We start from the raw sequence: 19,452 nt of genomic DNA on the forward strand, positions 1-19,452 counted from the left end.
AATGGTGGTTTTGAAAAGATGGATGCAGAAATCATTGCAGTGGGCTCAGAGCTTCTTTTAGGACAAATCAATAACACTAATGGAAGGTTCTTATCGCAGCAGTTTGCGGAAATGGGTATCAACGTTTTTTACCATACTGTCGTCGGGGATAACGACCGCCGTTTACAACAAGCTATAGAAATCGCTGAATCGAGGGCGAACTTGATTGTCTTTACCGGTGGACTCGGTCCTACCAAAGATGATTTAACGAAAGAAACGATTGCTCGCCATATAGGGAAAAAGCTCGTTTTTAATGATGAAGCTTTGCAATCCATTGAAGCTTACTTCCAAAAACGGGAACGGCCGATGACGGAAAACAACAAAAAACAGGCCCTTGTCTTAGAAGGCAGTGAAGTGTTGGCAAACGATCATGGCATGGCACCGGGAATGGTCTTGTCCAAATCCGGGATTACATATATGCTTCTCCCTGGTCCGCCAAGTGAAATGGAGCCGATGTTTTTAAGTTATGGTTATGAAAAGATCATGAATAAACTGGAAAAGCATGAACGGATCGATTCCAAGGTTCTTCGGTTCTACGGTATAGGTGAAGCCGAACTGGAAACGGTGATTGAAGATCTTCTTGTCAATCAAACGAATCCGACAATTGCTCCGCTGGCAGCCGAAGGGGAAGTGACGTTAAGGATCACCGCTAAAGACTCTTCTAAAGAAAAATGCGAAGAGCTTATTTTAGAAGCGGAAAAAGAAATTCTTAGCAGGGTCGGTAAGTTCCATTATGGAAGTGATAATACTTCGCTAATAAAGGAACTTGTAAAAGAATTAACGGTCCGCAAGCTTTCAATTGCGGCAGCTGAAAGCTTGACCGGAGGGATGTTCCAAGAACAGCTGACAACCATTCCTGGCGCCGGTAAGATCTTCAAAGGCGGAATTGTCTGCTATACGAATGATGCGAAGTCGAACGTCCTTGGCGTCAGCGATGATACCATATCTGAGCATGGGGTGGTCAGCGGTGAGTGTGCAATGGAAATGGCCTCTAATGTCCGGAGCAAGCTCAATGCGGATGTAGGCATAAGCTTTACGGGTGTTGCAGGTCCGGATGAACAAGAAGGCAAGCCTGTAGGGACAGTATTCATTGGCATTTCCTATCGGGATGGAAACACTCATTTCAAGGAGTTGAATCTTTCCGGAAGCAGGGCGCAAAACCGGATTCGGAGTGTGAAGTACGGCTGTCATTACCTATTAAGGGATTTATAAATGCTATAAGCAGAGCTTTTTACAGCTCTGCTCAGTTTGTAGACAAAAGGGGTTCGGAATTAAAAAATTCTGAACCCCTTTTGAAATTCCCTTTGAATTTTCGCCTAAAGTTAAGAGATTGGAGCTCTACGAGCCCACTATGTTAGGCCATTTTTGGACCTCGCCATGTCCAATTGGCCATCTTCTTTAAATTAATGGCAGCGAAAGTAAGCATCGCCAGCATCGACAATTTTTTAAGTCCCCTTAAAGTAGTCCAACGCATACCATGCTTTTCTTTTGCATCTGCGAATACACGCTCAATCGTTTCTTTACGTTTTGCATATATAGGTTTTACATCTTGATGATGACGCAGATGATCTGCTTCTTTCACATGTGTTTGCCAGATATGCCGTGTCACCACTTTTTGACAGTCTTTGCTTTCTGTACACCGAATAAAAATGAGCATCTTGAACAATTTGTTTTGGCGATTTGTACTCGCGATAGCCCTCTTTATTTGTTGTTGAGTACTTTAATAGCTCTCCCGAAGGGCAAAGGTAACAATCAAAATGTTCATCGTATACATAGTCCTGTTTGCGGAAAAATCCTTCTTTGGTGCGAGGACGTGTATAAGGTAAAGCCGGTATGATTTCTTTGTTAAATAGGTAGCTTGTAATCGCTGGTGTTTTATAAGCTGCATCTGCGGCAACTGCTTCCGGTTTTCCAATTTTCTCAATCACTTGTTCAACTAGTGGCTCTAAAATCTGACTGTCATGTGTATTTCCAGGTGTTACAATCGTTCCAATACAAAACCGTTGCGGTCTGCGGCCGCGTGGAATGAATAGGCAAACTGTTTTGTTCGTTCATCTTTCACATAGTAGCCACTCTCAGAATCGGTTGTACTTTCTTTAATCTCTTTGGTCTCTTCTTTATCAAATTTATCTGATGGAAAAGGCTTTTTTCCATGGTTTTCACGATCTTGATTGATTTCTTCTTGAAGACGTCCTTGATACGCTCGTGTTTCTTTACGAACGATTTTCTTTTCAAATTTCCGTTTATTCGCACTGGCTTTCACATGTGTGGAATCCACGAAAACGTGTTCAGCACTTTAACTTTTTATTAGCAGCTGTCATTAAAATGCGATAGAAAATTTGTTCAAACAGGTCTGTATCTTTAAAGCGTCGCTCATAATTTTTCCCGAACGTAGAGAAATGAGGTACTTTATCATGGAAACCATAGCCTAAGAACCAACGGTAAGCCATATTGGTTTCAACTTCTTCAATCGTTTTACGCATGGAACGAATACCAAAGGTATATTGAATGAAAGTCAGTTTAACTAAAATAACTGGATCAATACTTGGGCGTCCTACCTCTGAATACATATCTGTCATAAATGAAAGTGAAGTCAATGGAAGCCTCCATTTTACGAACCAAATGATTCGGAGGCACCAGTTAATCTAAAGTAATCATTTCAAGTTGGTCTCGCTGAATAGAATTATGTTTCGAAAGCATCCTCATCACCTCAAGTTTTAATAATTCTATTTTAAAACAAAAAAGACTGTAGGCAAAAGGAGTTCTAACTAAAAACATAGTTGATTGGAACGTAAGGTGCGAGACTCCTGCGGGAATAGCGAGTCCAAGGGAGACCCCACAGGCGCAAGTGCGCCGAGGAGGCTCCCGGACCGCCCGCGGAAAGCGAGTGCCTGAAGTGGAAATCAACGTCCAAATTTGTACAAGCCATAAAAATAGACAAACACGATTTTCATCGAGGTTTGTCTACAGTCTGAGCAGAGCTTTTTACAGCTCTGCTTTTTATTTGGTTTTAGAAGTTTGTTTCTTGAAAAATAGGGAAAAAAAGAAAAAAGTTAATTCAATGAAAATGTTTTTTTTAGGGAGCAAGTGAAAGGAAATGGAGATTTCTTAAAGATAAAACGTTTTTTTACAGAGAATACCCCGAAAGAAAAAAACGAATGAATGTTCGACTTTTTGCTTGGCAAAATTGTAAAAAGAGTATATAGTAAAGATAGGTTTTGAGACAGGATGCAAACCTTGATCTCGAATAATTGCTAACGTAAGTACACCTTTAATCGGACAGCCGATTATTTGAATATAGAGGAGGAAATTGAGTGAGTGATCGTCAAGCGGCTTTAGATATGGCGTTAAAACAAATTGAAAAACAATTTGGTAAAGGTTCTATTATGAAACTTGGGGAACAGTCTGATCGTAGGATTTCAACGATTTCAAGCGGTTCTTTAGCATTGGACGTAGCATTGGGAGTGGGCGGATATCCAAGAGGCCGGGTCATTGAAATATATGGACCTGAAAGCTCCGGTAAAACGACTGTTGCATTACATGCTATTGCAGAAGTACAAAAGACTGGCGGCACGGCTGCATTCATTGATGCAGAGCATGCTTTAGATCCAGCATATTCAGAAAAACTTGGTGTGAATATCGATGACTTACTGCTTTCACAGCCTGATACGGGTGAACAGGCCTTGGAGATCGCTGAAGCATTAGTTCGAAGTGGAGCGGTGGATATCATTGTCATTGATTCGGTGGCAGCACTTGTTCCTAAAGCTGAAATCGAAGGCGAAATGGGAGATTCCCATATGGGTCTTCAAGCGCGGATGATGTCCCAGGCGCTTAGAAAACTGTCTGGTGCCATTAATAAATCAAATACCATTGCCATTTTCATTAACCAAGTCCGTGAAAAAATCGGTGTTATGTTTGGGAACCCTGAAACGACTCCGGGAGGCCGGGCATTGAAGTTCTATTCAACTGTTCGTCTGGAAGTGCGTCGTGCGGAACAATTAAAACAGGGTAATGAAATCGTCGGTAATAAAACGAAAATCAAAGTTGTTAAAAACAAGGTTGCTCCACCATTCCGTCAAGCGGAAGTTGACATCATGTATGGTCAAGGGATTTCCCAGGAAGGTGAAATCATCGATATGGGTGCAGATCTTGATATCGTCCTTAAAAGCGGTTCGTGGTATTCATACAATGAAGAGCGTGTCGGACAAGGCCGCGAAAATGCGAAGCTGTTCTTGAAAGAAAATCAGGATATCGCTCAGGAAATTTCTCAGAAAATCAGAGATCACTATAATCTCGATGGAGAGCATGAATTACCGCCAGAAGAAAATGAACCAGAAGAGCATTTTGAATTGCTTGATTAATGGTATTTGGAAAAGGCCTAAGCTTGTTCGCTTAGGCCTTTTCTATATATTTTGAGAAAAGTGTGAAATTTTCAGCGGAATAAATGGCATTGAAATCAGATTTACAGACTTCTTCCATAAAGAATGCTGTACATAATGATGGTTGATATTAAGAAAACTTGAATAATCATTGATACATAAGGGACAAACGCTTGACAATAAAAATTCTCAACTATACAATTAATATGTATATTTTACAATTTTTCAAACTAAAATTTTGAAAATTAAGTGCTGTATATTGAATTTATGTGCAATGTACTTGCCGACAGTTCAACATTTTATGTAAAAAGTTCATAGCAAGGGGAGGTGAAACGATGGAACCCATGACAATCATCTTCACTTTGCTTGGCCTAATCGTCGGTGCAGTTGTTGGTTATTTTATTCACAAATCAAAATTTGAGAGTAAAATAGCAGGGGCAAAGGGCTCTGCTGAACACATCCTTGAGGATGCAAAACGTGAAGCGGAAGCACTTAAGAAAGAAGCCTTGTTGGAAGCAAAAGATGAAATTCATAAAGTTCGTGCCGATTCGGATCGGGAAGCCCGTGAAAGAAGGAACGAATTACAAAAACAAGAAAATCGGTTATTGCAAAGAGAAGAGAATCTGGACCGCAAGGATGAAACGTTAGACAAACGTGAAAGCCTTTTGGAGAAAAAAGAAGATTCTCTAAACCAAAGACAACAGCATATTGAAGAGATGGAAAGCAAAGTGGACGAGACGGTTCGTAAGCAGCAAACAGAGCTTGAACGTGTTTCCGGTTTAACTCGTGAAGAAGCTAAAGCAATCATTATAGACCGAATGGAAAACGAGCTTGCTCACGATGTAGCGCTTATGATTAAAGAAAGTGATACCCGTGCCAAAGAAGAAGCTGATAAAAAAGCAAAAGAAGTTCTTTCTCTTGCCATTCAGCGTTGTGCGGCTGATCATGTTGCAGAAACCACCGTTTCTGTAGTAAATCTTCCAAACGATGAAATGAAAGGACGGATAATCGGACGTGAAGGACGAAATATCCGGACGTTAGAAACGCTAACAGGTATTGACCTTATTATTGATGATACTCCTGAAGCTGTCATTTTATCTGGATTCGATCCAATTAGACGGGAAACGGCACGCTTGGCTCTTGAGAAACTTGTTCAGGACGGACGGATCCATCCGGCCCGCATTGAAGAAATGGTTGACAAAGCAAGACGTGAGGTAGATGAACATATTCGTGAAATTGGTGAACAAACGACTTTTGAAGTTGGAGTTCACGGTCTCCATCCAGATCTCATCAAAATACTAGGACGTTTGAAGTTCCGTACCAGTTATGGGCAAAACGTACTTAAACATTCAATTGAAGTGGCCCAGCTTTCAGGTTTACTGGCCGCTGAGCTTGGTGAGGATGAAGTTCTTGCCCGCCGTGCAGGTCTACTGCATGATATTGGGAAAGCGATTGATCATGAAGTGGAAGGCAGTCACGTTGAAATTGGCGTTGAATTAGCAACCAAATATAAAGAGCATCCAACGGTCATTAACAGCATCGCTTCACATCATGGCGATACTGAACCAACTTCCATCATTTCAGTGCTTGTGGCTGCCGCTGATGCATTATCAGCTGCAAGACCGGGAGCTAGAAGTGAAACGCTTGAAAATTACATTAGAAGACTTGAAAAACTTGAGGAAATTTCCGAATCCTATGATGGAGTGGAAAAATCATTTGCAATTCAAGCCGGACGAGAAGTGCGGATTCTAGTGAAACCAGAACAAATTGATGATCTTTCGGCCCATCGACTCGCACGTGATATCCGGAAAAGGATTGAAGAAGAGCTCGATTACCCTGGTCATATAAAAGTCACGGTCATCCGTGAAACAAGAGCAGTCGAATACGCTAAATAATCGTTAATGAAAAACGAAGTGGTGCAAACCACTTCGTTTTTTCTTTTTCGTTAAGCGTAATTCTTATACTTACCCCAAATTATGTTACAATACTTACTTGAATAATTCATATAATTAGGTGAATCCAGAAAGGGTTTTACAATGAAATTGCTATTTATTGGAGATGTAGTGGGGTCTCCTGGTCGTGACATGATCCAAGAATACCTTCCTAAGTTAAAAGAAAAGCATCGTCCGCACATCACGGTCATCAATGGCGAGAATGCAGCAAGTGGCCGGGGAATTACAGAAAAGATTTACCGCAGTTTTTTAGAGTGGGGGGCGCAGGCGGTGACCATGGGAAATCATACATGGGATAATCGTGATATCTTCAATTTTATTGATGAAGCGAAATATCTCGTCCGTCCAGCGAACTTTCCAGACGGGGCACCTGGAGAAGGAATGAAATTTTTAAAATTGAACCAGTATGAAATAGCGGTCATCAATTTGCAAGCGAGAACATTCATGCCGGATTTGGATTGTCCGTTCAAAAAGGCTGAAGAACTCGTGGCAGAGGCTCAAAAAAAGACACCAATCATCTTTGTCGATTTTCATGGAGAAGCTACAAGTGAAAAGCAGGCTATGGGGTGGTTCCTGGATGGGAAGGTTACAGCCGTTGTCGGTACACACACACACGTCCAGACAGCCGATAACCGTATACTGCCTGGAGGCACCGCTTACATATCAGATGTAGGCATGACAGGACCATATGATGGCATCCTTGGTATGGGAAGAGATGCAGTCATTCAGCGGTTCCTAACTAGCCTTCCTGCTCGTTTCGAAGTGCCAAAAGAGGGGCGGACCCTATTAAGTGGGGTACTCCTTGAAATTGATGATAAAACTGGCAGAGCTAAAAAAATAGAAAGGATACTGATTAACGAGGATCACCCCTTTTATCATTGATTCGAACGGATGGACAGTCAAACTGGCCATCCGTTTTTCCATTCATTAATAAATGGTGGACAATCCCGGTTTTCTTTGTCATACAAGTTTTACTTGATGAATATAGTAGCAGTGGAAAGTGTTATAACTATTGAGCCAAGTTAGAATCGGCAGGGAAAACAAGGAGGACTAGGAATGGAAATATTAAAAGTTTCAGCAAAATCTAATCCTAATTCTGTAGCAGGCGCACTAGCGGGAGTGCTCAGGGAAAGAGGAGCAGCCGAAATTCAAGCAATCGGTGCAGGTGCGTTAAATCAAGCCGTCAAGGCAGTTGCAATCGCAAGAGGGTTTGTCGCACCTAGTGGAGTTGACTTGATTTGTATTCCTGCCTTTACAGATATACTTATTGATGGCGAAGAGCGAACGGCAATAAAACTAATCATTGAACCAAGATAATTCATGTTTGGATGCCCTGTTTGTCGGATGGCGAGCAGGCTCTTTTTTGTCGTGAAATCCAAATGACGAAAAATATATATCCCTTTATAATGGAATATAGAATCATAAAAAGACACAGGAAGGGGGATTACATTGGCTATTTTTGATGCCCATTGTGATGTACTGATGAAGATGTTCATCGATCCGGATATTTCTTTTGCGAATAGTGATAAGTTACATATAACAAAGCGGGGATTATTGGATGAAGGGGGAAAGGTCCAATGTTTTGCCATATATATTCCTGAAAAAGTCCACCCTGATATGAGATTTCAAGCGGCTTTGGCAATGGTGGATATTTTTCATGAAAAGATTTTATCAGAGCCGGAAATGAAATTTATAAAGACCAAGGCAGATATCGAATCTTTAAAAGAAAAGGAAATAGGTGCAATGCTAACTTTGGAGGGGTGCGATTGCATCGGGAATGATTTGTTGAAACTTAAAACCCTTATTCATCTTGGAGTTTCCTCCGTAGGTCTAACTTGGAATTACGCCAACTTGGTAGCGGATGGGGCATTAGAAACAAGAGGGGGCGGCTTGACAGGGTTTGGAACCGAGGTGGTCGCGCAATTGAATGAGAATTCGATTTGGTGCGATTTATCCCATTTATCCGAAGCGGGATTTTGGGACACCTTAAATTTGGCGAAATTCCCAATTGCCTCCCATTCGAATGCTTACCATCTTTGTCCGCATCCGCGAAATTTAAAAGACGGGCAGATAAAAGCCCTTTTGCAGAAAAATGGGGTGATCGGCGTAACCTTTGTCCCGCAATTTCTGGCAAATGGTGAATCGGCTACGATAAAGGATATCCTGAAACATATTGAGCATATATGCAGTTTGGGAGGGGAAAGACAAATTGGATTAGGGTCTGACTTCGATGGAATCGATCAAATGGTAGAAAATTTAAGGTCATATAATGATTATCATAACTTAATCAATGAACTGAACAGGCTTTATTCCAGTGAGTTTGTAAAAGGTCTCCTTTTTGATAATTTCACTCGTAATTTTCCGCTTGGAAAGGAAATATCTTAAGTGATTTTCAATTCTTACTATATAGATATGAATAAATATTCTGAAAATATAAAAAATAAAAGCAAAAAGGTTGCAATTTGATGATTTAACCGATAGAATTGAAAGCGTTTAGTACACCTTTCCTAAATTAGAACGATAATTTTACATAGTTGAATGTTCTGAAGAGAGGTGCGGTTAAATGCATTTATATACGAACGTCCTAAAGGAGTGTAAGACATGATCAATCAACTTTCATGGAAAGTTGGCGGACAACAAGGTGAAGGTATTGAAAGTACAGGAGAAATATTCTGTATTGCCCTCAATCGCTTAGGTTATTACTTGTATGGCTACCGTCATTTCTCATCCCGAATCAAGGGTGGACACACGAATAACAAAATTCGTGTAAGTACTACGGAAACTCGTGCTATCTCTGATGATTTAGACATCTTAGTTGCTTTTGACCAAGAAACAATTGACGTCAATTATAAAGAATTACATGAGGGTGGCATCATAATTGCAGATGCAAAATTCAAACCTGTCTGCCCAGAAGATACAAAGGCAGAATTATATATTGTTCCCTTTACGGAAATAGCAGCCGAATTAGGAACATCATTAATGAAAAATATGGTCGCCATCGGTGCGACATGTGCTGTTCTAGGAATGGAGATTTCCGTATTCAACGATGTGGTTGATGAAATATTCGGCCGTAAGGGTGAAGAAATCGTTAAGAAGAATATGGATGCCATTACTGCTGGCTATAAGGCAATGGAAGTGTTGCTTGGAGAAAAACTGGGCGCAATGGAGCTGGAAAAGGCAGACGGCCAAAAACGAATGTTCATGATTGGAAACGATGCTATCGCTTTAGGTGCAGTTGCAGGCGGTTGCCGCTTCATGGCAGCTTACCCGATTACTCCTGCCTCGGAAATTATGGAATACCTAATTAAAAAACTTCCTCAATTTGGCGGAACGGTCATCCAGACTGAAGATGAAATCGCGGCGGCTACAATGGCAATCGGTGCAAACTATGGTGGTGTACGTGCCATCACAGCTTCAGCTGGACCTGGACTTTCCTTAAAAATGGAAGCAATTGGTTTAGCGGGCATTACCGAAACGCCAATTGTCATCGTCGATACTCAACGTGGCGGTCCATCTACGGGACTTCCTACAAAACAGGAGCAATCCGATTTAATGGCCATGATTTATGGTACACATGGTGAAATACCTAAAATCGTCATGGCTCCGAGTACTGTTGAGGAAGCATTTTATGATACGGCGGAAGCATTCAACCTTGCAGAGGAATATCAATGTCCAGTTATCGTTCTATCCGACTTACAGCTATCATTAGGTAAACAAACGGTTCAGCCGCTTGATTACGGCAAAGTGGAGATAAGACGAGGGAAATTGGTGGACTTTGAAATTGAAGAGGCTGAAGACAAATCTTACTTCAAGCGTTATGAAGTAACGGAAGACGGAGTCTCACCGCGTGTGGTGCCTGGTATGAAAAATGGAATTCACCATGTTACTGGTGTTGAACATGATGAAACGGGCAGACCTTCCGAGACGGCTTTGAATCGTAAATTGCAAATGGATAAACGGATGCGTAAGCTGAATAATTTAACTAACACATTCCAAACACCAGTATACAAAAACACACCGCATGAAGAAGCGGATTTATTAATTCTTGGCTTTAACTCAACACGCGGGACGATTGATGAAGCGATCGGCCGGTTAGAAACGGATGGAATGAAAGTGAATCATGCGCAAATCCGTTTGATTCATCCTTTCCCAGCTGATGAAGTCCTATCATTGGTGCAAAGTGCTAAGAAAGTAGTAGTTATTGAAAATAATGCGACTGGACAATTGGCTAATATCATCAAGATGAATGTCGGACATGTTAATAAAATTAAAAGCATCCTAAAATATGATGGCAACCCATTCCTCCCGCATGAAATTCACACACAATGCAAGGAGATGTTCGAATATGGCAACGTTTAAAGAGTTTCGGAATGATGTAAAACCTAACTGGTGTCCTGGCTGCGGAGATTTCTCCGTTCAGGCTGCCATGCAGCGTGCGGCAGCGAATGTGGGATTGGAGCCGGAGAACTTGGCTGTTGTTTCCGGTATCGGCTGTTCAGGCCGTATTTCCGGTTACATCAAGTCATATGGTTTCCACGGCATCCATGGCCGCTCACTGCCAATCGCCCAAGGAGTAAAAATGGCCAATCGTGAATTGACCGTTATAGCTTCAGGCGGTGACGGAGATGGTTTTGCGATCGGGATGGGACACACCATCCATGCGATCCGCCGTAATATCGACATTACGTATATTGTCATGGATAACCAAATATATGGATTGACAAAAGGTCAGACTTCTCCTAGGTCCGCTGCTGGATTTAAAACGAAATCCACTCCAGAAGGATCAATAGAACAGGCTGTTTCACCTATGGAATTAGCATTATCAGCTGGCGCTACGTTTGTCGCCCAAAGCTTTTCCACAGACTTGAAAGACCTGACGGCGATCATTGAAGCAGGGATAAACCATAAAGGGTTCTCCTTTATCAATGTTTTCTCTCCTTGCGTAACATACAATAAAATCAATACGTATGATTGGTTTAAACAAAACTTGACTAAATTGAACAGTATTGAAGGCTATGATCCATCAAATAAAGAACAGGCCATGCAGACTTTGATGCAGCATGACAGCCTTGTGACAGGGATTATTTATCAAGACTCTTCGCGCCCTTCATACCAGGAATTAGTGCCAGGGTATGCTGAAAAAGCGTTAAATAAATCAGATTTGACTCTTGATCAAGCGCACTTTGATAAGCTTGTTGCTGAATTTATGTAAAAGGTAAAAGGTAAAAGGTTCACCCCTTAAGATGGGGTGAACCTTTTTTGTGATTAATTGGAAAGCTCAATTAGAGAGAATCACTATACTCTCTGAATTAGCTTACCACCAACCGTTATTGCATCCGCAGCCGAAGATATTGCAACGGTTCCTTCTGTGACAATGGCGGTCCCGATCACGGTCGCGGTCGCGGTCACGGTCCCGATCACGGTCGCGGTCGTGGTCGCGCCTATTACAGCCTCTCACAGCACGACAAAAATTGTCTGCGATTCTATCGTTGTCCCGATCCCGATCCCGATCGTGGTGGTTATCCCGATCGTGGTGGTTATCGCGATCGTGATGGTGATCGCGGTCACGCCTATTACAGCCCCTCACAGCACGACAAAAATCGTTTGCGATTCTATCATTATCTCTGTCCCGATCGTGATGATCGTGATTATTGCATCCACATGACATATAAGTCACTCCTTCAGTTAATTTGTTGTACAAGATATCTTATTCGAGAGCGCACAGGATGCTATAGAAACATGACCCATTTAATAAAAATGTACGAATTCCCCAGTCGGTACAAAAGCGTTTATGGTATTTTTTTATTTAGTTTTTCATATCTTTACATATTAAGGTAGATGAAAGTAGCAGCCCTAGTTCAGGGGGAGTGTACATGTTGAGTGGGAAAATGAAAGCCGTCGTCAAACACCACCGAGGTTATGGGGCTCAATTACAAAATGTCGATATTCCGGAAATTCGTGATGACGAAGTATTGATTCGAGTGAAAATGACCTCGATATGTGGAACGGATATTCATATTTTCACCTGGGATGAATGGTCGCAGGGAAGAGTGAATCCACCATACGTATTTGGGCACGAATTTGCTGGGGAAGTAATGGAGATAGGAGCAAGTGTAAGCAATGTTTCGGTTGGTGATTGCGTATCTGCAGAAACACATATTGTTTGCGGCACATGCAGGCAGTGCTTAACCGGACAATTCCATATTTGTAAAAAAACAAATATTATCGGTGTCGATAAACAAGGATGCTTTGCAGAGTATATAGCTCTGCCCGCCAAAAATTTATGGAAAAATCCAAGTGATATGCCACTTGATATGGCTACCATACAAGAACCGATGGGCAATGCAGTCCATTCAGTGCTAGCTGGCGAGGTGCTGGGTAAAACGGTGGCAATAATTGGCTGTGGCCCAATCGGGCTGATGGCGATTGCTGTAGCAAAGGCCGCAGGTGCTGATAAAGTAATCGCTCTTGATATTAATGAATATCGACTTCAGCTGGCCCAAAAGATGGGTGCTACAGACCTCATTCATTCGATTAAACAGGATCCATTGAAAATCACGAAAAGCCTCACAAGTGCCGATGGGGTGGATGTCGTTTGCGAAATGAGCGGTAATCCGGCGGCTATCCAACAAGGGTTTAAGATGGCGACAAATGGTGGAAGAATATCAATTCTAAGTTTGCCTTCTAAGCCCGTCACCCTTAATATAACGGAGGATATAGTATTCAAGGGCCTTACTGTCCAAGGAATAACAGGAAGGAAGATGTTTTCAACCTGGCAACAGGTTTCAAGCCTGCTTGAAAGTGGCAAGGTTGATGTAAAACCAATGATTACCCACCGTTTTCCACTAAGCGATTTTGAAAAGGGATTTGAACTGATGATCAAAGGTCAGTGTGGTAAGGTGCTCCTGATACCTTAAAGAGTGAGAAGGTTTACGAGTAAAACGCAAATTCACGAGTAAAGTGCCCAAACTCACGAGTAAATCGCTCAAATTCACGAGTAAAGTGCCTAAACTCACGAGTAAAGTGCCTAAACTCACGAGTAAATCGCTCAAACTCACGAGTAAAGTGCAAATTCACGAGTGAAGTGCCCATATTCACGAGTAAATCGCCCAAACTCACGAGTAAATTGCATGGTCTGCATTTGAAAAAGCTGTGAGGAATAGTATCTTCCTATCTTTTAAATAAGAAGAGGCTAATTTCGTCTTAGCCTCTTTTTTCATGTTCTTATTTCCCGTATTTGTGAAAAATTTCTTACAATTCAAGAAGCCATGACAGAATGATTGTTTCTTGCTGTTAAAAGCTTTATACTATAATAATGTGGATATATCACACTTAAAAGCAAATATTTACTGGTAATTCCTAAAAAGGAATCCGTATAAAACCATTAGAAGATAGGTCTTGAAATAGTTGGTGAAAGAAATAAACTAACTATTTTGAAAGGAGATTAACTATGAACGAGAAACAACGATTAGAATCACAACAAGTACAGGCTGAGAATCCAGCGGACAAAAAATCCGAAAAGGACTTCAGTAAGTACTTTCAAGCCGTTTATATTCCGCCTTCCTTAAAAGATGCGAAAAAGCGAGGAAAAGAAGAAGTAGAATATCATGATGACTTTGCCATTCCTGAAGGTTTCCGTGGAATGGGAGAAGGTAAAAAGTTTTACATTCGTACTTTTGGCTGTCAAATGAACGAACATGATACAGAAGTCATGGCGGGCATCTTTATGGCACTTGGTTATCAGCCGACAGACACGGTGGATGATGCTAACGTCATTTTACTTAACACTTGTGCGATTCGGGAAGGCGCAGAGAATAAAGTGTTCGGTGAATTGGGACATTTAAAATCATTGAAATTGGAAAAGCCGGATCTATTGCTTGGGGTTTGCGGTTGTATGTCACAAGAGGAGTCAGTTGTAAAGCGGATTCTAGAGAAGCACCATTTTGTAGATATGATTTTCGGAACGCATAATATCCACCGCCTGCCGCAAATTCTTAATGAAGCTTATCTTTCCAAGGAAATGGTCATTGAGGTTTGGTCTAAAGAAGGTGATGTAATCGAGAACCTTCCGAAAGTGCGTAAAGGAAAAACGAAGGCATGGGTCAATATCATGTATGGCTGCGATAAGTTTTGTACATACTGCATCGTACCGTACACAAGAGGGAAAGAAAGAAGCCGCAGGCCTGCAGATATCATACAGGAAGTCCGTCATTTAGCGGCACAGGGTTACAAGGAAATAACCCTGCTTGGACAGAATGTGAATGCTTATGGTAAAGATTTTACGGATATCGAATACCGTTTCGGTGATTTGATGGATGAAATCCGCAAAATCGATATTCCGCGTATTCGTTTTACGACAAGCCATCCACGTGATTTCGATGATCACTTGATTGAAGTATTGGCTAAGGGCGGTAATCTCGTTGACCATATCCATCTTCCAGTTCAATCGGGAAGTACGGAAACACTTAAAATCATGGCCCGTAAATATACACGTGAACAATATTTAGAGCTAGTAAAAAAAATCAAGGAAGCTATCCCAGGTGCATCGCTAACCACTGACATCATTGTAGGTTATCCGAATGAAACGGAAGAGCACTTTGAAGAAACGATGTCTTTATACCGTGAAGTTGGTTTCGATGCGGCATATACTTACATCTATTCACCACGTGAGGGAACACCGGCTGCGAAAATGCAGGATAATGTACCGATGGAAGTGAAAAAGGAACGTCTGCAGCGCTTGAACTCCCTTGTCAATGAAACGTGTGCATTGAAAATGAAGGAGTATGATGGGCAGATTGTTGAAGTGCTCGTTGAAGGCGAAAGCAAGAAGAATGCGGAAGTATTAGCAGGTTATACAACGAAAAATAAGCTCGTGAACTTCAAAGGACCAAAATCCGCTATTGGCCAAATCGTAAAAGTGAAAATCACCGGAACGAAAACATGGTCACTGAATGGGGATATGGTTGAAGAAGCAACGGCGATTGAGGTGGAGTAATATGACGAAATATACTAAAGATGACATTCTGAACAAAGCTGCCGAGCTTGCTGAAATGATCGCAAGCACGGAAGAAGTCGATTTCTTTAAACGGGCAGAAGCTCACATCAATGAAAACCAAAAAATCCGTGAAATGATCGCCAGCATCAAGAGCTTACAAAAACAGGCTGTAAACTTCCAGCATTACGGCAAAGAGAAAGCATACAGTCAAGTTCAGGCCAAAATCGATGCACTGGAAAAACAATTGGATGAACTTCCGATCGTGCAAGAATTCAAACAATCCCAAGTGGATGTAAATGACCTTTTACAAATGGTTTCATCACAGGTATCGAATAAGGTGACGGACCTGATTATTGAATCGACCGAAGGAGACGTCCTTCGCGGTGAGACAGGTTCAAAGGTACAAGCAGGCGGCGGAAGCTGTTCATGAATAAAAAAAAGCCCTTCTGATTTCAGAAGGGCTTTTTTTAGATTCAGAAATCCTTATACAGTGCCCATTCGTGACACATATCCCAAAACATGCGCATAAAATAACCTAGGTTTAAAACATTACAGCAGTTTTCAAACAATTAAAATTCTACGCACACTAGACTTTTACCACGCATAGGATGAATGGAAACTGTATGAGGAGGGTTCGCTAGCATGTCACAATATAGAGAGATAATTACTAAAGCGGTGGTGGCAAAAGGACGCAAATTCACAAAGTCCTCTCACACCATTTGCCCGGCTCATCATCCTTCTAGCATTCTAGGTTGTTGGATCATCAACCATAAATACGATGCAAAGAAAGTCGGCAAAAAGGTAGAAATTCACGGCAGCTACGAAATCAACGTCTGGTATTCCTATAACCAAAATTCGAAGACGGAAGTTGTAACTGAAAAAGTGCAATATACCGACGTTATTTCGCTGAAATACCGTGATCCCGATTGTCTTGATGACCATGAAATCGTTGCAAAAGCTGTCCAACAGCCGAATTGTTTAGAAGCTTGCATCTCCCCATGTGGACAAAAAATCATTGTCCATGTGGAAAGGGAATTCTTTGTGGAAGTCGTCGGCGAAACGAAAATTTGTGTCGCTGTAAGTCCAGATGGCCGCTGTGAGGATGACTGGGGCTCTGATTTCGATGATGAGGATTTCGAAGATTTAGATCCGGATTTCCTTGATGAATTCGAAGACGAATAGAATATAGAAATTAATACCGGATGACATTCCCTTCATCCGGTTTTATTTAATTTGAAGCGGGACAAGTCCCTTGCAGGCCTGGCAATGAGAAAAAAATAGGAATGAAATGTTACTATATCCCTGCGTATGGCTTGCAGATACAGCTAGCTACAATTTAAAGGATAATTGATTTACCATGCAATTTCGAATACAGGCAATGTTGCTTTCCCATATGTTATAATGAAGGACATAAATGTGTAATAGATTATAGTTTGGAAAGGTTTTGAAGGAATGGCTGGATATACTCCGATGATACAGCAATATTTAAAAATTAAGGCAGAGTATCAGGATGCCTTTTTATTTTTTCGTTTAGGCGATTTTTATGAAATGTTTTTTGACGATGCGCTGAATGCATCTCAAGAGCTCGAAATCACATTAACAAGCCGAGAAGGCGGTAGTGAAGAGCGAATTCCGATGTGCGGCATTCCGTATCACTCGGCTGCTAATTATATTGATATATTGATAGAAAAAGGTTTTAAAGTAGCTATTTGTGAACAAACCGAAGATCCGAAGCAAGCCAAAGGAGTTGTACGCAGGGAAGTTGTCCAGCTGATTACTCCGGGAACGAAAATGGATAGTAAGGGTCTTCGTGAAAAGGAAAATAATTATATTGCCACGATCACTTATTTCTCGGATGGTCAGTTTGGCTTTGGATACAATGATTTATCGACAGGGGAAAATAAGGTCACTCTAATTGAGAGTTTCGAGGAAGTTCTGAATGAATTTGCCATCCTTGGTGCGAGTGAAGTGGTCATTGCCGAGGATTTCAATGAAGAATGGAAAAAAAAGCTGCAAGAACGGGGCGCTGCCGCTCTATCCCTAGAGAATAATTTGGATCAAAGCGAGTCATTCGTTGCACTGCTTCATCTGTTAAAAGACCAGAAACTGGCGACAACGACTTCACGTTTATTGAATTATCTATACCGTACCCAAAAGCGCAGCCTGGATCATTTACAGCCAGTGCTTGCATATGAAACATCTCAATATATGAAAATTGATTATTATAGCAAACGTAATTTGGAATTAACTGAAACCATTCGTTCCAAAGGTAAAAAAGGCTCATTATTATGGCTGCTTGATGAAACGAAAACAGCCATGGGCGGAAGAATGTTGAAACAATGGATTGATAGACCGCTCATTAATAAAAAACAGATCGAGCGGAGACAAAGCCTTGTTGAAACCCTAAAAAATCAATACTTCGAACGGCAGGACTTACGTGAACGCCTGAAGGAAGTGTACGACTTGGAGCGACTTGCCGGAAGGGTGGCCTTCGGGAATGTAAACGCTCGGGACTTGATTCAACTGAAACGTTCATTGCAACAGGTGCCGATCATTCGTGAAATCGTTAAGTCAATGGCTTCAAATCAGGATATTTCAATTCTGGCCGATAAATTGGATCCTTGCGAAGAAGTGACGGATTTGCTTGAAACGGCACTTGTAGAAAACCCTCCATTGTCCGTGAAGGAAGGAAATATCATTCAGGACGGTTTCCATAAGGAGCTGGATACATACAGGGATGCCAGCAGAAACGGGAAAACTTGGATTGCACAGCTTGAACGGGAAGAGCGGGAACGCACAGGAATCAAATCATTGAAAATCGGATATAATCGTGTTTTTGGCTATTATATTGAAGTCACACGAGCCAATTTGCATCTGCTTGAAGAAGGCCGTTATGAACGGAAGCAAACTTTAACGAATGCCGAACGTTATATCACACCTGAGTTGAAAGAGAAGGAAGCTTTGATTTTACAAGCAGAAGAAAAAAGCATCAGTTTGGAATATGACCTATTCCTCAATCTTCGTGAAGAGGTCAAAAGCTATATCCCGCGCTTACAGGATTTAGCGAAAGGTGTCAGTGAACTGGATGTCTTGCAGTGCTTTGCGACGATTAGCGAAGAACGCCATTATGTGAAGCCTGTCTTTTCTGATGATCGAAGAATCGTACTGAAGGAAGGCCGGCATCCAGTGGTCGAGAAAGTCCTTCAATCACAGGAGTATGTCCCTAATGACTGCTTCATGGATGGAGACCGGGAGTTACTCTTGATTACAGGGCCTAATATGTCGGGTAAAAGTACCTATATGCGTCAGATAGCGCTAACATCGATTTTAGCGCAAATTGGATGCTTCGTATCCGCAAGTATAGCTGAATTGCCTATTTTTGATAAGGTATTCACTAGGATCGGCGCGGCAGATGATTTGATTTCCGGTCAAAGTACATTCATGGTCGAGATGCTTGAAGCAAGAAATGCCATCATGAATGCGACAGAAAACAGTTTAATATTATTTGATGAGATAGGGCGGGGAACATCAACTTACGATGGGATGGCGCTTGCCCAGGCCATCATTGAATATATTCATGAGGAAATTGGGGCAAAAACTCTCTTTTCGACTCATTATCACGAATTGACAGTGCTGGCAGCGGAACTGCCAAAATTGAAAAATATCCATGTCAGTGCCATTGAGCAAAATGGAAATGTCGTTTTCCTTCATAAAATTAAAGAAGGTCCTGCAGATAAAAGCTATGGAATTCACGTGGCAAAGCTAGCTGATTTACCGGAGCAGTTAATAGATCGGGCGGCCGCAATTTTAGCGCAGCTGGAAAATGAAAATGGACTGGCAAAGGAGATGCCTGAACAGCCTGCTGCTTCTGTAAAAGCACCTATTGCTGAAGTAGCCCCGGTAACATCCGTCAATGAGGCACAGCTTTCCTTCTTTGGGGAAGAGGCTCCTAAAGGAAAAATGAATTCCTCGCCTAAGGAAAAAAAGGTGCTTGATGACATAAAATCACTGGATATTCTTGAAATGACGCCACTTGAGGCGATGAATACCCTTTATAAATTACAAAAGAAACTTAAATGAGATAATA

Annotated in this window: 14 protein-coding genes and 1 pseudogene; 14 read left to right on the top strand and 1 reads right to left on the bottom strand. The window is 41.6% G+C overall.

The window, feature by feature from the left end; genetic code table 11:
- Positions 1 to 18: 18 nt before the first annotated feature.
- Positions 19 to 1,251, top strand: a complete 1,233-nt coding sequence (locus ABC374_RS07200; protein ID WP_413016673.1) for a competence/damage-inducible protein A — start codon at positions 19 to 21, stop codon at positions 1,249 to 1,251.
- A 142-nt stretch (positions 1,252 to 1,393) separates the two neighbouring features.
- Here ABC374_RS07200 and ABC374_RS07205 read toward each other — a convergent pair.
- Positions 1,394 to 2,679 (bottom strand): annotated as a pseudogene (locus ABC374_RS07205) (IS1182 family transposase).
- A gap of 674 nt (positions 2,680 to 3,353) precedes the next feature.
- Between ABC374_RS07205 and recA the strand changes: the two are divergent.
- The 13 genes from recA to mutS all read left to right on the top strand — a co-directional run bounded on the left by recA (position 3,354) and on the right by mutS (position 19,445).
- Positions 3,354 to 4,400 (top strand): recombinase RecA, encoded by a 1,047-nt coding sequence (recA, locus tag ABC374_RS07210; RefSeq protein ID WP_101224704.1) that lies wholly within the window; start codon positions 3,354 to 3,356, stop codon positions 4,398 to 4,400.
- A gap of 353 nt (positions 4,401 to 4,753) precedes the next feature.
- Positions 4,754 to 6,313: a ribonuclease Y gene (rny, locus tag ABC374_RS07215; protein WP_063231807.1), complete on the top strand. Its 1,560-nt coding sequence runs from the start codon at positions 4,754 to 4,756 to the stop codon at positions 6,311 to 6,313.
- 141 nt (positions 6,314 to 6,454) lie between these two features.
- Positions 6,455 to 7,252: a TIGR00282 family metallophosphoesterase gene (locus tag ABC374_RS07220; RefSeq protein WP_350302047.1), complete on the top strand. Its 798-nt coding sequence runs from the start codon at positions 6,455 to 6,457 to the stop codon at positions 7,250 to 7,252.
- Between the two features lie 174 nt (positions 7,253 to 7,426).
- Positions 7,427 to 7,687, top strand: coding sequence for a stage V sporulation protein SpoVS (gene spoVS / locus ABC374_RS07225; RefSeq protein ID WP_029281188.1), 261 nt, complete (start codon positions 7,427 to 7,429; stop codon positions 7,685 to 7,687).
- Between the two features lie 132 nt (positions 7,688 to 7,819).
- Positions 7,820 to 8,755 (top strand): dipeptidase, encoded by a 936-nt coding sequence (locus ABC374_RS07230; RefSeq protein WP_413016677.1) that lies wholly within the window; start codon positions 7,820 to 7,822, stop codon positions 8,753 to 8,755.
- Positions 8,756 to 8,971: 216 nt separating this feature from the next.
- Positions 8,972 to 10,729, top strand: coding sequence for a 2-oxoacid:acceptor oxidoreductase subunit alpha (locus ABC374_RS07235; RefSeq protein ID WP_101224707.1), 1,758 nt, complete (start codon positions 8,972 to 8,974; stop codon positions 10,727 to 10,729).
- The gene (locus ABC374_RS07240; protein WP_413016679.1) at positions 10,716 to 11,582 is read left to right on the top strand and encodes a 2-oxoacid:ferredoxin oxidoreductase subunit beta; all 867 of its coding nucleotides are present in this window, start codon (positions 10,716 to 10,718) and stop codon (positions 11,580 to 11,582) included. The genes ABC374_RS07235 and ABC374_RS07240 overlap by 14 nt, the downstream gene beginning before the upstream one ends.
- Before the next feature lie 156 nt (positions 11,583 to 11,738).
- Complete coding sequence (locus ABC374_RS07245) at positions 11,739 to 12,035, top strand: hypothetical protein (protein ID WP_413016681.1); 297 nt, start codon at positions 11,739 to 11,741, stop codon at positions 12,033 to 12,035.
- A 211-nt stretch (positions 12,036 to 12,246) separates the two neighbouring features.
- Positions 12,247 to 13,287, top strand: coding sequence for an L-threonine 3-dehydrogenase (gene tdh / locus ABC374_RS07250; RefSeq protein ID WP_413020287.1), 1,041 nt, complete (start codon positions 12,247 to 12,249; stop codon positions 13,285 to 13,287).
- A gap of 533 nt (positions 13,288 to 13,820) precedes the next feature.
- A complete protein-coding gene (miaB, locus tag ABC374_RS07255) occupies positions 13,821 to 15,365 on the top strand; it encodes a tRNA (N6-isopentenyl adenosine(37)-C2)-methylthiotransferase MiaB (RefSeq protein WP_350302050.1) in 1,545 nt (514 codons plus the stop codon).
- Between the two features lies 1 nt (position 15,366).
- Complete coding sequence (locus ABC374_RS07260) at positions 15,367 to 15,795, top strand: YlbF/YmcA family competence regulator (protein WP_101224709.1); 429 nt, start codon at positions 15,367 to 15,369, stop codon at positions 15,793 to 15,795.
- 212 nt (positions 15,796 to 16,007) lie between these two features.
- Positions 16,008 to 16,547, top strand: a complete 540-nt coding sequence (locus ABC374_RS07265; protein ID WP_034313495.1) for an outer spore coat protein CotE — start codon at positions 16,008 to 16,010, stop codon at positions 16,545 to 16,547.
- A 270-nt stretch (positions 16,548 to 16,817) separates the two neighbouring features.
- Positions 16,818 to 19,445: a DNA mismatch repair protein MutS gene (gene mutS / locus ABC374_RS07270; protein ID WP_413016684.1), complete on the top strand. Its 2,628-nt coding sequence runs from the start codon at positions 16,818 to 16,820 to the stop codon at positions 19,443 to 19,445.
- Positions 19,446 to 19,452: the final 7 nt, after the last annotated feature.

The organism is Peribacillus phoenicis (assembly GCF_047238085.1).
Classification (GTDB): domain Bacteria; phylum Bacillota; class Bacilli; order Bacillales; family DSM-1321; genus Peribacillus.